Annotated in this window: 17 protein-coding genes; 13 read left to right on the top strand and 4 right to left on the bottom strand. The window is 56.9% G+C overall.

What is annotated here, in order from left to right; translation table 11 throughout:
- The first annotated feature begins 148 nt into the window (after positions 1 to 148).
- Positions 149 to 1,030: a DMT family transporter gene (locus tag RYC18_RS00515; RefSeq protein ID WP_002555411.1), complete on the top strand. Its 882-nt coding sequence runs from the start codon at positions 149 to 151 to the stop codon at positions 1,028 to 1,030.
- On the opposite strand, the gene RYC18_RS00510 is transcribed toward RYC18_RS00515, so the two are convergent.
- Positions 1,027 to 1,260: a hypothetical protein gene (locus RYC18_RS00510; protein WP_005732119.1), complete on the bottom strand. Its 234-nt coding sequence runs from the start codon at positions 1,258 to 1,260 to the stop codon at positions 1,027 to 1,029. The genes RYC18_RS00515 and RYC18_RS00510 overlap by 4 nt on opposite strands.
- A 279-nt stretch (positions 1,261 to 1,539) precedes the next feature.
- Between RYC18_RS00510 and osmE the strand changes: the two genes are divergently transcribed.
- The 7 genes from osmE to RYC18_RS00475 all read left to right on the top strand — a co-directional run bounded on the left by osmE (position 1,540) and on the right by RYC18_RS00475 (position 5,821).
- Complete coding sequence (gene osmE, locus RYC18_RS00505; protein ID WP_316882026.1) at positions 1,540 to 1,878, top strand: osmotically-inducible lipoprotein OsmE; 339 nt, start codon at positions 1,540 to 1,542, stop codon at positions 1,876 to 1,878.
- 194 nt (positions 1,879 to 2,072) lie between these two features.
- Positions 2,073 to 2,561, top strand: coding sequence for an Hcp family type VI secretion system effector (locus RYC18_RS00500; RefSeq protein WP_057404487.1), 489 nt, complete (start codon positions 2,073 to 2,075; stop codon positions 2,559 to 2,561).
- Between the two features lie 9 nt (positions 2,562 to 2,570).
- Positions 2,571 to 3,545: a hypothetical protein gene (locus RYC18_RS00495; protein ID WP_016982349.1), complete on the top strand. Its 975-nt coding sequence runs from the start codon at positions 2,571 to 2,573 to the stop codon at positions 3,543 to 3,545.
- Positions 3,542 to 3,919, top strand: coding sequence for a hypothetical protein (locus tag RYC18_RS00490; protein ID WP_016982348.1), 378 nt, complete (start codon positions 3,542 to 3,544; stop codon positions 3,917 to 3,919). Before RYC18_RS00495 ends, RYC18_RS00490 begins: the two co-directional genes overlap by 4 nt.
- Positions 3,920 to 3,989: 70 nt before the next feature.
- Positions 3,990 to 4,361, top strand: a complete 372-nt coding sequence (locus RYC18_RS00485) for a hypothetical protein (protein WP_029241045.1) — start codon at positions 3,990 to 3,992, stop codon at positions 4,359 to 4,361.
- Positions 4,362 to 4,445: 84 nt separating this feature from the next.
- Entirely contained in the window at positions 4,446 to 4,820 is a 375-nt protein-coding gene (locus RYC18_RS00480) for a hypothetical protein (RefSeq protein ID WP_016982346.1), read from the top strand.
- Positions 4,821 to 5,281: 461 nt separating this feature from the next.
- Positions 5,282 to 5,821, top strand: a complete 540-nt coding sequence (locus RYC18_RS00475; RefSeq protein ID WP_004655820.1) for a bacterioferritin — start codon at positions 5,282 to 5,284, stop codon at positions 5,819 to 5,821.
- A gap of 304 nt (positions 5,822 to 6,125) precedes the next feature.
- On the opposite strand, the gene RYC18_RS00470 is transcribed toward RYC18_RS00475, so the two are convergent.
- A complete protein-coding gene (locus tag RYC18_RS00470) occupies positions 6,126 to 8,192 on the bottom strand; it encodes an AsmA family protein (protein WP_016982345.1) in 2,067 nt (688 codons plus the stop codon).
- Between the two features lie 223 nt (positions 8,193 to 8,415).
- Between RYC18_RS00470 and RYC18_RS00465 the strand changes: the two genes are divergently transcribed.
- From RYC18_RS00465 to RYC18_RS00445, 5 genes are all read left to right on the top strand, one after another.
- Positions 8,416 to 9,048 (top strand): TetR family transcriptional regulator, encoded by a 633-nt coding sequence (locus RYC18_RS00465; RefSeq protein WP_005782057.1) that lies wholly within the window; start codon positions 8,416 to 8,418, stop codon positions 9,046 to 9,048.
- A gap of 185 nt (positions 9,049 to 9,233) precedes the next feature.
- Positions 9,234 to 9,734 (top strand): urease accessory protein UreE, encoded by a 501-nt coding sequence (gene ureE, locus RYC18_RS00460; RefSeq protein WP_004655826.1) that lies wholly within the window; start codon positions 9,234 to 9,236, stop codon positions 9,732 to 9,734.
- Positions 9,731 to 10,405: an urease accessory protein UreF gene (locus RYC18_RS00455; RefSeq protein ID WP_002555420.1), complete on the top strand. Its 675-nt coding sequence runs from the start codon at positions 9,731 to 9,733 to the stop codon at positions 10,403 to 10,405. The genes ureE and RYC18_RS00455 overlap by 4 nt, the downstream gene beginning before the upstream one ends.
- 21 nt (positions 10,406 to 10,426) lie before the next feature.
- Positions 10,427 to 11,044, top strand: coding sequence for an urease accessory protein UreG (ureG, locus tag RYC18_RS00450; RefSeq protein ID WP_003368915.1), 618 nt, complete (start codon positions 10,427 to 10,429; stop codon positions 11,042 to 11,044).
- 25 nt (positions 11,045 to 11,069) lie between these two features.
- Entirely contained in the window at positions 11,070 to 11,642 is a 573-nt protein-coding gene (locus RYC18_RS00445) for a HupE/UreJ family protein (protein ID WP_057404486.1), read from the top strand.
- Positions 11,643 to 11,696: 54 nt separating this feature from the next.
- Here the strand turns inward: RYC18_RS00445 and RYC18_RS00440 are convergent, their stop codons facing one another.
- Together RYC18_RS00440 and ribA are read right to left on the bottom strand one after the other, a co-directional pair.
- Positions 11,697 to 12,116: a hypothetical protein gene (locus tag RYC18_RS00440; protein ID WP_004666326.1), complete on the bottom strand. Its 420-nt coding sequence runs from the start codon at positions 12,114 to 12,116 to the stop codon at positions 11,697 to 11,699.
- Positions 12,113 to 12,730, bottom strand: coding sequence for a GTP cyclohydrolase II (gene ribA / locus RYC18_RS00435; protein ID WP_004655834.1), 618 nt, complete (start codon positions 12,728 to 12,730; stop codon positions 12,113 to 12,115). Before ribA ends, RYC18_RS00440 begins: the two co-directional genes overlap by 4 nt.
- Positions 12,731 to 12,790 lie beyond the last annotated feature (60 nt).

Below are 12,790 nucleotides of genomic sequence, written 5' to 3'. Positions count from 1 at the left end.
CCACTCTCCAGAACCACCGCACCGGACGGCGCAGGCTGTGATTCAGTGTAGTCAGATGTTGCGACCCATGACGGGGCACACTGCATCGCCGCTGGCATTCTCGACCAACAGGCGGATAATTACGCCTCGCTTTAACGATGATTCCCTCATGCAATACGCTTTTCCACTGATTACAGTCCTTATCTGGGCGATCAATACGGCCGTCACCAAGGCGTCTGCCGGAGTGATCTTTCCGGCTGAAATAGGCTTTTATCGCTGGGCGCTGGCAGGCTTGCTGTTCACACCCTTCATGCTCAGGCCTGTCTGGGCGAACCGTGCCGCGATCAAACCGGTGCTGGGTAAAATTTTCATTCTTGCCGTGCTCGGCACTGCGATGTATCAAAGCCTGGCGTATTTCGCTGCAAGCCTGACGACCGCCACCAACATGGGGATCATTCAGTCGCTGGTGCCCATGATGGCGCTGGGGCTGTCGATAGCCTGCCTGGGCAATCGCCTGACCCGTGGCGCACTGCTGGGCGCTGTGCTGTCATTCGTGGGAGTGGTAGTCGTGGTGTCGGCGGGCAATCCCGCTGGGCTGATCGATCATGGCGTCAATCGGGGCGATGCGATGGTGCTGGTGGCCGCAGCGTCGTACGCGGTCTACAGCACGCTGCTCAAGAAGTGGCAGTTGTGCCTGCCGCCCCTGCAATTGCTTTACGTACAGATTCTGCTGGCGCTTATCGTATTGCTGCCGCCTTTTATCCTGTCGGCAAAAACCGGCTTGAATGCCAGTAACATTCCGATGGTGCTGTATGCAGCCATTCCGACTTCCATGCTTGCGCCATGGTTGTGGATGACCTCGATCATGCGTCTGGGGCCTAGCCGCACAACGCTGTTCTTTAACCTTATGCCGATCGCCACGGCATTGATTGCCGCGGCGACGCTGGGCGAACAACTTGCGCTCTATCACCTGTTCGGCGGAGCGCTGACCCTGTGCGGCGTCATCCTTGCAGAACGCTGGACGACCCCGCTGCGGTCAAAGACGAGTTAGGCAGTCGCGCTGCCCTCACTGCCCTCCACACTATGAATTGACACATCGGTGATTCCGGCGGCGTGAGCCATGCCGGCTTCACCGACTGCAAGATCGTCCAGCTCGACATGGTGCTTGAGCGCCAGCTCGTGTACCACTTCGATGATGGGCACATCCAAATTCTCGATGACGTCTACGTGGTGCTCGCCCAGCAAGGTGTACTCGATTTCATACAGTTCTTTATCGCTCATCGCATCTTCCTGGCCGTCACTGAGGAGCGGCTGATTAACGAACTACGGTCCGACAACCGATGACCGAGCCCAGGGCCGGACCCTAATGTCCGACCGTGCCATCAGATTGACCTCGCGGTTTCGGGAACGTGCTGGCGAATATTCAAAGGGCCACCTCGCGGTCAGGGATTGTCGCGAGAGGTACTGCCGTATCGCCATCTTTTTTTCGAACTCTTAGCCCGGTTTCCTGCTCAAAGCGCTACCGGGCCAAGACCGGCTCTGACATGTGGAGCAATAACGATGTACAAGAAAATCTTCGCGGCGACTTTTGTATTGGCGACGATGGCCGGCTGCAGCAACACAACCGTGCAGAACCCGGTGGATTACGTCACTTATCGCAACGAACCGCTGGTCAAGCAGGTTGAGAACGGCATGACGAGCCAGCAGGTCCTGACCATCGGCGGCGAGCCGTCGAGCACCATCGAGCGTAAGGTCAACCCAGGCACCTGCAACAATTACGTCCTGGCCAAAGATGGCCACAAACAGGTTTACCACGTCAGCTTCAACAGCGACGGCCGCGTGACCAACAAAGGTTTCATGACCTGCGAACAACGCGAGAAAAACGAAAAAGCGATGTAACGGAAATAACTTACAGACGCCCGACGCGCAATGCGCCGGGCATTTCTATTTTGATGTTTAAGTATTAAACCCGTCATTAGACATTGCGTTTCAAACCACCGCTTGCGCCTTGAAACACGTGTACAAATTTGCTGTCATAGCCACTCATCTTAAAATCACTACACCGCATCACTAATGACCAAGGAAAGGTTCATATGGCTTTCGACGCTTTTATTCAGATCGCAGACATCCCGGGCGAGGCGCTGGACGAGAAGTACAGCAAGTGGATCGAAATCACCGGCTATAACTTTGGCGTCAACCAAAGCACCTCTGCCACCGCCAGTTCCTCGGGCGGCGCTTCATCCGGTCGCACCACCATGACCAACTTCACGTTTACCAAATACCTCGACAGCGCCAGTTGCAAGCTCATGGAAGCCAGCTGCGCAGGCCAGCACCTCAAGGAAGTGAAGCTGGTACTCTGCCGCGCAGGCACCGACAAGCTCAAATATTACGAAATGGTTCTCGAGGAAGTCATCATCGCCGACTACACCCAGAGCGCAAGCGCCGGCATCCCCATCGAAATCGTGCAGCTCAATTACGGCCGCATCAAAACCACCTACACCCTGCAGAAACGTGTCGATGGCACAGCGGGCGGTAACGTGGCCGGCGGTTGGGACCGGATCAATAATAAAAAGTACTCGTGAGGCATGACCATGGCCGAAGCACGATCGTTCATAAACCCCAGAACACAGACTTTTGACTCTCTGAAAACGAACCTTGCGCTGCCAAAGAACAGCAAGGCCAAGTTCGTCGCCCTCAATTCACACATCTCGGGCGGCGTCGTCCTGCCCGGCGAGATAGTCATCCTCGGCGACGCGTCCACCCCATCGTCCACTGCTCAGGAAGCGTTCCTGATGGCCAAGGCTGCGCAGGTGCATACGGCGTTGCTGGTCAATGGCGCTGGTGGGGATGACTTTTTTCTTGAGAACTTTGAGCTGCTCAAGCAGGCGATCTCCTACACATCCATGGGCATAGGCGCAGCAAGTGATGGCTGGAGTAAACACCTGAAGTCTATTCAGGAATCGCTTCAAGACATCGAAAAGCTATACCAGCAACATATGGGCTCCGGCGCCATGACACAACGAGACGAGTTCTATGCCAAACGTACAGAGCTTTTTATAAAGCTTGACAAACAACTGCGTAATTTTCTGTCCTATGGATCTGGGCTACGCCACGAAGGTTCGATCAAGAGACTGCTCGGGCTTTCAACCAGCAGCTACATGCACACAGGAGAAATCGCAGGATACGCTGACAAGGTGTCCGGAGTGGCCAAAGCCTCTAAATGGATCAAGAGAGGAGCCTACATCGGAACCGCGCTTGAAGTTGGTTCTAAAGCGATTGAGATCCGTAATGCCTGTACGCTAGGCCGAGAGGAACAGTGTCGAAAGGCAAAATATGTCAAGGGTAGTTCGTTGGTAGGCAGTGTAGCTGGGGCAGGCTTGGGCGGGGCGGGCGGCGGCTTCCTTGCTACAGGCTTATGCGTTTTAGCTCTCGGAATTACAACAGGTCCAGGTGCGCTGGCTTGTACCGTCGTTGGAGGTGCTGCTGGTGGGTGGGCTGGGGGGGAAGCAGGCGAATGGGGCGGCGAGCATTTGGGTGAAATGCTCTACAAGGAAATTACAGAATGACAAGTGATCTAATAGGTCTCATTTTTGGAGCGCTATTGATACTCATCATAATAAATCTATTTGCCACGGCAGTTATTGCGCACAAGTATGTTGAGACTATAGAGAAACAACTACCCAACTGCTCTTCTGTACAGACAATTAGAGAGGCCTGGTCGGGAGGTGGTCTGATTGGAAAAATCATGCGCGGCGGCATTATCGCAACAATACTCATGGCCCCCAACCTGAGCACCAGAAGGGGACTTATCGACATTAAGGAAGTCAGAAACCTTTCAGGGTTTTACAAAAAATCTTTACTCATCCCGACAATCGTGACGTTCTTTTTGTTTTTCTGCCTTATGGCACTCAGGGTTTCAGCTTATTTTTGGGGATTTTAAAAACCTGCCCGAATAGAAAGTATTACTTTGAATAAAACGCTCATACGCCATGTTGAAGGTCGATCAGGTCATGACGAATATCCCGATAGGCCTGATCGGCCTGTTCATAATGGTACCGATGATACTAAATCTCATCGCCACCGCCGTCATTGCGCACAAATACGTTGAAATTATAGAGGAGCAGCTACCAAACTGCTCCTCCGTGCAGACCATCAGAGAAGCATGGTCAGGCGGCGGCCTGCTCGGAAAAGTCATGCGCGGCGGCGTTATTTCAATAGTACTGATGGTGCCAAAGCTAAGCGCCAAGAGAGGCGTCATTGATGCCAAAGAGGTCGAGAAACTCCCAGCATTTTATAAAAAACTTTTGATAATCCCGACAGTCGTAAATTTTTCTTTATTTATAGCGATGATGGCACTTCGTATTTTTCCGGGCCAGAATTAGCACTCGATGACGACAGGATAGAAGGCATACATGCCCCTTTCATAAAGCGTACAAGGGAACAGTATTCATGAGCGAGATCAGAACTTGACCAGTATCGAGCCGGGCCTGATTGGGATTTTTTTGTACGCTGCCTTGTTCATCATTATTCTCGCGTCAGCCTACGTAGCACATAATTACACGCACATTTTCGAATCCCACTTACCCAACTGCAAGCTCATCACAGACAACAAATCCACGTACGGCGACGCAGGCATGCCTGGAAAAATGGTGCGATGCGGGATGATGTATCTGTTTTTGATTTTTCCCGGCTTGGGTAAGAAACGAGGCCTTATGGATATAAAGGAATCCAGAAGCTTTCCTAAAAACATGAAGTACCTGCTGTTCATCCCCTGGACAGCGCAGATCGTGGTGCTTATGGCATTGATCTGGCTCACGCAGTTTGTGATTCCCCGCGCTTGAAAGATGATAATGACGCGCACCCAAGCAGGTCCGGGCGCAGGGTAGACGGTGGTGATTTGCCTAAATTACCCGACGAATCACAGCACATTCCCCAGGTTAGAAGGTACACCACGCCCCAGAGAACCCTCCAGAGCGCAGTATCAGGCCCACCAGCAGGTTGACGCTTAGAAAACCAGCTTGAACAGGGCAATAACCACGACCAGGCCGATCAGAAAGATGATGCCGACGGTGCTTCCCAGAAACTTAAGCATTGTGTATCTCCACGATTTATTTGGGTCTCATGGTTGGGACCGCAGCGTTCTGCACTCGTTTCTTATATTTTTACATTCAGTCACAACCGTCCGCACCGGCGAAAATCCGATAAAACTTTTCCCCTCCTCCAGCACTCACAACCTTTGCTGATCCTGCCGGGCACCATACAGAGCGGGACAGCAAAACCTGATGAACCCTGGAGATAAATGATGATTTCTGCACCGCAATCACAGCTTTCCGATGTAAATACTCTGCGCCAGCGTGCGCGCCAGAACGTTGAAAATGGTGCTGTGACTGAAGGTTACAGCGCTGACCGCGAAACCGTGCTGCGCCTGCTCAATGAGTCGCTGGCGACCGAGCTGGTCTGTGTGCTGCGCTACAAACGCCACTACTACATGGCGTCCGGCCTCAAGGCGAGCGTGGCGGCAGCCGAGTTTCTGGAGCACGCTGAACAGGAAGCACAGCACGCCGACAAGCTGGCCGAGCGCATCGTGCAGCTGGGCGGCGAGCCGGAATTCAACCCGGACCTGCTGTCGAAGAACTCCCACGCACAATACGTTGCGGGCAACACGCTGAAGGAAATGGTGTACGAAGATCTGGTTGCCGAGCGCATCGCGGTCGACAGCTATCGCGAGATCATTCAGTACATCGGTGACAGCGATCCGACCACCCGCCGCATCTTTGAAGAGATTCTTGCTCAGGAAGAAGAGCACGCCGACGACATGTCGGACATCCTCGAAGGCCTGTAACAAGCGGCCACAAGTGAAAAGCCAGGACCTGTGTCCTGGCTTTTTTTGTGGACAACTGGAATGCGTGTTCGACGCACGACTATCGTTCCCTGTGCTCCCTTTGCATGCCGATCGTGACGCTCTGCGTCACAAGCCTGCATCGCACCGTACATCAAGACCGGACGCGGAGCGTCCAGAGCGGCATGCGACTCGGAGCGTCGCACGATAGTTGAGATTATCGTTCCGCTCGCTCCAGCGTCGGAATGCCTTGCGTGACGCTCTGCGTCACAGATCTGCATCGCACCGCTGATCCTTGAGTGTGCAATCACTTCACCGTCTTCGGCGCCTTGCCGGTGCGCATCTGCTCCAGCAGCGGGCCGCATTGGTTCGGTGCGCTATCGCCTGTCGCGACCAGCGCCAGCAGACCGGCCACCGGGCCTACGGTTGCACCGAGCAGAACCATACCGGCGCCGCGCAGCAGTAACGGGCCGGACTGCACGCCTGCATTGGGCTTGGCGAACGGGCCGTTGACGTACAGTGGCGAGCGTAACGAGAACACGCGGAAGCCCTTGGATTCCGGGTTGATCTGCAGGTCCAGTTGCTCGGTCTTCATGTTTGCGGTGCCATTGATGTAGATGATGGCGTTCTCGGTATCGAAGACGAACAGCCGACTGGTCGCCAAGCCGTCCTTGATGCCGAAGTCAGAAGCCGCGCAATTGATCTTCACGTCCTTGTCGCCAAACAGCTTGCCCACCACGTAGTTGCCCACGTTGAGCCCGGCAATTTCCATCAGGCCACGGCTGATCGCGCCGTCGTTGACCAGCATTTTCATTTCACCGTTGGCGGTGCCGAGCAAAGCGGCAATCGAGTTGCCTCGGCCACTGATGTCGGCATCGCCATTCAGCTCACCGAAGCTGGTTTTCATCGGTTCAAAGGTCGGGAACAGCTGCTTGAGCTTGAAGTTGCGCGCCGACAGCTTCGCCCTGCCCTGCAACGGCTTGTTGCGGCCGTCGAGGCGGATATCCGCATCCAGCTTGCCGCCTGCCACTCCAAAGCGCAGCGGCTCCAGGCTCAATTGACCATCGTTGAGAATCAGATGGGTATACAGGTCGGTGAACGGTAAGTCCGGGCTTTGCACAATGCGCTTGCCGGTGAACTCCACGTCGGCATCCATCGCTCGCCAGCGGTCGGTCTGAAATTCTTCTACGGGCAGGACTTTGCCCGATGGCTGCTTGCTCTCGCCACCGCGCTTTTTCTGAGCGGCATTTGAGTCCGCACCGATCAGTGGCGCGAGGTCGCTGAACAACAACTGATTGGACACCAGCACGCCGCTCAGCTTCGGCCGTGGCTGGCTGGCTACGTAACCCAGATCGCCGTGGATATCGCTGTTGCCGATCTTGCCGTTGAAGCCTTCGTAACGAAAGTTGGCTCCTGCCGGGTCATGCAGTTTGGCGATCAGGCGGCCATCGGTGGAGTAAGCCGGAGAGTCCGGCAGGGTCACGCCGGTCAGCGGGTACAGATTGCTCAGGCTCGCGCCGGAAAGTTTGAGGCGCAGATCCAGCGCACCCAGGTTCTGTGGGTCGGTCAGGGTCCCGGCGATGACCGCGTGGGTATCACCGACCTTCACATCGGCCTGCACCGGGAAAGGCTGACTGGCATCCTTGAGTGCGAGAAGGCCACCCACCTTGCCGGTGCCGCTCAGCTTCTGACCGTGGTACTGGCCTGTTACAGCCAGACCAAACGCGTAGTCCTGAGGTACTGCGCCCTTTTCCTGGGCCTTTTGCGCTTCCTTGCTGCCAACGATTTCGCTGAACGGGATCGGCTTGCCGAGCAGGTCGATCACCACATCCAGATTGGCATTCAGTGTCTGGTCATTGAAACTCACCAGCCCCTTGTCGAACTTGATGGCCCCGATATCCACCACCCATTTGGAAGGTTCAGCGTTCGGGTCGGATTTGGGCAGGTCGAACACCCAGTTGGCGCGACCATCGGCCAGCCGCTCAAGCTTTGCCTCTGGACCGGTCAAATCGATACGCGGGATGGCCACTTGCTGAGCCAGCAGCGGCAACAGCGAAAGACGAAACTCAACGTGCTTGAGAGTGACCATCTGCGGAGTTTTCGACCACTCGGGATTACCCAGTGTCAGGTCATCGGCCACGAAGTGCGGCGACGGCACCCAGGCACGCCAGCCACCGAGCTCGGGCTCGCGCGTCCAGCGCACATCCAGGTCACCATTGATGGCGAACGGGCGATGCAGCGCTTCGCTGACTTTCTCATTGAGGGTAGGTTTGATGCGGTTCCAGTCGAACGTGACAAGCACAATGACCAGTATGGCCAGCACCACCAACAACGTGGCACCTGTCCAGGCGAAAATCTTGCGGCTGCGCGTCATGCGTGACTCTCCAGAAAACAGCGCCCCAACCCTGGCGCGCTGAATACGACATGAATGTTCGACTGACAAACGCGCCGAGGGTTTGATTTGAATACGAAATCGCACCAAAGGCCAGCACCCGCGCTGCAGCGCACGTAAAAGAGTCTGAATGAAAACCCTTTCGACGCAGGTAAAGCGCATTTGCTAAAGTGCAGTCCAGCCTAATCCAAGAATCGTTTGAGCCATGCTGCCCCGCGCCGAACAGAAACAACAGACCCGAAGAGCCTTGCTTGACGCTGCCCATCAGTTGATGGAAAGCGGGCGCGGCTTCGGCAGCCTTAGCCTGCGGGAAGTGGCACGCACGGCGGGCATCGTGCCGACCGGGTTTTATCGTCACTTCGAAGACATGGACCAGCTGGGCCTGGCGCTGGTAAGTGAGGTCGGCCAGACCTTCCGCGAAACCATCCGGCTGGTACGCCACAACGAATTCGCCATGGGCGGGCTGATTCGCGCGTCAGTTAAGATATTTCTAGAGCGTGTTTCGGCCAATCGCTCGCAGTTTCTTTTTCTGGCCCGTGAACAGTATGGCGGCTCTCTTAAAGTGCGTCAGGCTCTGGGGGCTCTGCGCGAGGGCATCAGCGCCGACCTGACGGCCGACCTGGCAAAAATGCCCAAATGGCAGCACCTGAACGCTGACGCGCTGTCGATCATCGCCGACCTTGTGGTCAAAAGCGTGTTCGCCATGCTGCCGGAACTGATCGACCCTCCACCCGCTTCGCTTGCACCGCACCTGACACCTCAGGCCAAGATTACCCAGCAACTGCGCTTCATCTTTATCGGCGCACGGCACTGGCGTGGGCTCGGCAGTCACGATTGAGCGTCAGTTGAAGTCAGTGATAGCACCAAAACAGGTCGCTTTTTTTGTTGCGCACCATAAATGAGCACGATAAGGCCGTGCACAATTAAAAGTCAGCCACTTCCGCCAGCAATTTCCTACAGCCTGCCCTGTTGGCAAGCCCCTTGCTCTGATTTGAAGCATCGCAATTGGCTGGAAGCTATCTAATGCTGGTGATTCACAACCGAATCGAACCTCAGGCCGAATGGGCCGCCGAGTTGCATTTGAATTTCGAGGCACGCAGCAAGAGTCGCCTGCGCTGCTTCAGTGCGGAAAACGAAGACGTGGGCCTGTTTCTGCAACGCGGTCAATCGCCCCTACGCGATGGCGAGTTTCTAAAGGCCGAAGATGGCCGCGTGGTGCGTGTCTGCGCACGCCCGGAAAAGCTGATGCACGTTACTTGCAGCAGTACCTTCGAACTGACCCGCGCGGCCTATCATCTCGGCAATCGTCACGTAGCCCTGCAAGTCGGCGACGGCTGGCTGCGCCTGCTCGATGACTACGTGCTCAAGGCCATGCTCGATCAGCTCGGTGCCACCGTCGAAACCATCGAAGCGCCGTTCCAGCCGGAACATGGTGCCTATGGCGGCGGGCATCACCACTCGCGTGCAGGCGAAGAGGATTTCAACTATCCGCCGCGCATGCACCAGTTCGGCGTGCGCAAGTGAACAGCGCCTGGGCGCTTTTGCGTCTGGCCAGCCCGCAGCTGCCGATTGGTGGCTACAGCTATTCACAAGGGCTGGAAATGGCCGTGGAGCAATCCATCGTGGTAGACCCGCAGACTGCAGGGCGCTGGATCAGCGATCAGCTGTTGCTCAATCTCGCCCGTTTCGAGGCCCCCTTGCTGCTGGCCCACTGTGAAGCAGCGTCGGCCGGTGACTGGGGCCAACTGCTGCAAGTCAGCGAGCAACACCGCGCCAGCCGTGAAACGCGCGAGCTGCATCAGGAAAGCCGGCAGATGGGTTATTCCTTGCAACAATTGCTCAATGGCCTGCCTGAGCTGGATCGCGATGCACGCCACTTTCTTGAACAGACTGCAGAGCCGCATCTGGCCCTGGGCTGGGCGCTGGCCGCACGTGCCTGGCAGATCAGCCCGCAAGACGCACTGGCCGCATGGCTGTGGAGCTGGCTGGAAAACCAGTTGGCCGTGCTGATGAAAACCCTGCCACTCGGCCAGCAAGCTGCGCAACGCCTGACCAGCGAGCTGTTGCCGTTACTGCAGCAAGCGCAGGTCAATGCCACCCGACAAGATACCCACCATGCTGGCAGCGCGGCCTTCGGCCTGTCCCTGGCGAGCATGGCGCACGAACGTCAATACAGCCGGTTATTCCGGTCCTGATCAGTATTTATGGAGAACCCAATGAACAGCCAACCTCTGCGCGTCGGCATCGGTGGCCCGGTAGGGTCCGGTAAGACAGCTCTGACTCTGGCGCTGTGCCTGGCATTGCGCGACCGCTATAACCTGGCGGTCGTGACCAACGATATCTATACCCGCGAAGACGCTGACTTTCTGGTGCGCAACGAGGCACTGGCCCCTGAGCGCATCATCGGTGTTGAAACCGGTGGCTGCCCGCACACCGCCATTCGTGAAGACGCTTCGATCAACCTGGAGGCGGTTGACCAGCTCAATCGCCGCTTTGAGGGCCTGGACCTGATCATTGTCGAATCCGGTGGCGATAACCTTTCCGCAACGTTCAGCCCGGAGCTTTCCGACCTGACGATTTATGTGATCGACGTATCGGCAGGCGACAAACTGCCTCGCAAAGGTGGCCCGGGTATCTGCAAGTCCGATCTGCTGGTGATCAACAAGATAGACCTCGCACCGCTGGTGGGCGCGTCACTGGAAATGATGGACAGCGACACGCGCAGGATGCGTGGCGAAAAGCCGTTCGTGTTCAGCAACCAGAAAACCGGTCAGGGTCTGGAACAGATCATTGCCTTCATTGAACGCCAGGGTCTGCTCACTGCAGCCGCCTGAATTCACAACCAAAAGGAACCCGTCGATGAACTACAAAAAAGCCCTTGGCGCCCTCGCGCTGCTGCTGATCCCGACCCTGGCGCTGGCCCACCCCGGTCATGGCGATAACGGTCTGATAGCGGGTATCAGCCACCCGATTGGCGGTCTGGATCATTTGCTGGCAATGCTTGCCATCGGCTTGTGGGCCGCACAACAGCAAGGTTCCGCACGCTGGGCGCTGCCCTGCACTTTCGTCGGCACCATGCTGATCGGCGGCGTGCTGGGCTTTGAAGGTCTGAACCTGCCAGCACTGGAAAGCGGCATTGCCGCGTCGGTACTGGCGCTGGGTCTGGCTGTGGCACTGGCGGTGCGTCCGCCCTTGGCACTGGCCGTTGCAGCGACAGCACTGTTTGCGTTGTTCCACGGTGTGGCGCATGGCCTTGAGCTTCCGGACATGTCCAGCCCATGGGCTTACGCAGCAGGCTTCGTGGCAGCGACTGCAGCCTTGCATGCGGCAGGTTATGCCGTGGTTCGCGTATTGCCTCAGGCGGCAGCACCGCTGGTGCGCATCGCAGGTGCAGCTTCTGCGGCAACGGGTGTGTGGTTGCTGGCGGGCTGATCGGATTTCCGGCTGGTCGTACCCACTTCGTCTGGAAAAATCAGCCAGGGTCGATCAGCGGGAAAGCGCAGGAATGCGGTACAGGTAGAGCAGGACTGCGCTGGCAAACGCCAGCAGGCAGACCGGCAAAGGGTGCAAGCCGAACAGCACTGCGATGGCGGCGATCCAGGCGGGCAGCCCGGCAGCGAGAAAGGCCAGACGGCGGACAGCAGCGAGTTTGAGCCATGCTGCCGGTTCTTCCGGCGTGTCGAGTGCAGCCTGGGTAGCCGTTAACGCTCGCTTGTAAGCCCCGAAGGGCTTCAGGCTGACGAACATCGAGCCTATCCCGGCAATGAACAGCGGTATCGCCAACACAGGAATGAGCGGCTCGCTGGCACCGAAAAACACACAGACCACCAGCAATGGTGCCAGGGTCAGACCCAGTTGACGCCACCACGCCATTTCCAGCTTTTGGCGCACCTCGCTGCGTGTCACGCGGGGCCGACCTCGCTTTGATGCTCGTTACCCATCATGTGTCCCAACTTGCCCGCCTTGGTCGCCAGATAAAGGCGGTTGTGCGGGTTTTGTCCGGTGTGCAACGGCACACGCTCGGCGACCGTGATGCCCATGTCGGTCAAGGCTTTGACCTTGCGCGGGTTATTGGTCATCAGACGCAACGATTGAACGCCCAGGTGCTGAAGCATCGGCAGGCAGATCGCGTAATCGCGCTGGTCGGCAGCAAAGCCCAGACGCTCATTGGCCTCTACTGTGTCAGCGCCGCCATCCTGCAGCTCGTAGGCGCGAATCTTGTTCATCAGGCCGATACCGCGCCCTTCCTGACGCAGATACAGCAATACGCCGCGCCCTTCGGTAGCAATGGCGCGCAGGGCGGCTTCAAGTTGTGAACCGCAATCGCAACGCTGACTGAACAGGGCGTCGCCTGTCAGGCATTCGGAATGCACGCGGCCAAGAACCGGCGCACCGTCCGCCACATCGCCCAGACTCAGGACGACATGTTCACGGCCGGTTGCCGACTCGATAAAGCCGTGCATGGCAAACTCTGCAAAGGGGGTGGGCAGTTTGGAAGCGGCGACAAATACGACGGGCACCGTGTGCTCCTGATCAGTATGAAGACTGGAAATTCGCAAGATTCGCATTGTAACAGCAGG

It is taken from the genome of Pseudomonas syringae group sp. 247E2 (genome assembly GCF_032587795.1).
Lineage (GTDB): Bacteria > Pseudomonadota > Gammaproteobacteria > Pseudomonadales > Pseudomonadaceae > Aquipseudomonas > Aquipseudomonas amygdali.
This window is presented reverse-complemented; position numbering and strand designations above follow the sequence as displayed.

Bases quoted from the DNA above. Each gene is read 5' to 3' on its own strand.
- RYC18_RS00465 (WP_005782057.1), top strand. From the start codon at position 8,416: ATGCTGCCCCGCGCCGAACAGAAACAACAGACCCGAAGAGCCTTGCTT.
- RYC18_RS00495 (WP_016982349.1), top strand. From the start codon at position 2,571: ATGGCCGAAGCACGATCGTTCATAAACCCCAGAACACAGACTTTTGAC.
- RYC18_RS00510 (WP_005732119.1), bottom strand. From the start codon at position 1,260: ATGAGCGATAAAGAACTGTATGAAATCGAGTACACCTTGCTGGGCGAG.
- RYC18_RS00515 (WP_002555411.1), top strand. From the start codon at position 149: ATGCAATACGCTTTTCCACTGATTACAGTCCTTATCTGGGCGATCAAT.
- ureG (WP_003368915.1), top strand. From the start codon at position 10,427: ATGAACAGCCAACCTCTGCGCGTCGGCATCGGTGGCCCGGTAGGGTCC.
- RYC18_RS00475 (WP_004655820.1), top strand. From the start codon at position 5,282: ATGATTTCTGCACCGCAATCACAGCTTTCCGATGTAAATACTCTGCGC.
- RYC18_RS00500 (WP_057404487.1), top strand. From the start codon at position 2,073: ATGGCTTTCGACGCTTTTATTCAGATCGCAGACATCCCGGGCGAGGCG.
- osmE (WP_316882026.1), top strand. From the start codon at position 1,540: ATGTACAAGAAAATCTTCGCGGCGACTTTTGTATTGGCGACGATGGCC.
- RYC18_RS00485 (WP_029241045.1), top strand. From the start codon at position 3,990: ATGACGAATATCCCGATAGGCCTGATCGGCCTGTTCATAATGGTACCG.
- RYC18_RS00470 (WP_016982345.1), bottom strand. From the start codon at position 8,192: ATGACGCGCAGCCGCAAGATTTTCGCCTGGACAGGTGCCACGTTGTTG.
- ureE (WP_004655826.1), top strand. From the start codon at position 9,234: ATGCTGGTGATTCACAACCGAATCGAACCTCAGGCCGAATGGGCCGCC.
- RYC18_RS00490 (WP_016982348.1), top strand. From the start codon at position 3,542: ATGACAAGTGATCTAATAGGTCTCATTTTTGGAGCGCTATTGATACTC.
- RYC18_RS00445 (WP_057404486.1), top strand. From the start codon at position 11,070: ATGAACTACAAAAAAGCCCTTGGCGCCCTCGCGCTGCTGCTGATCCCG.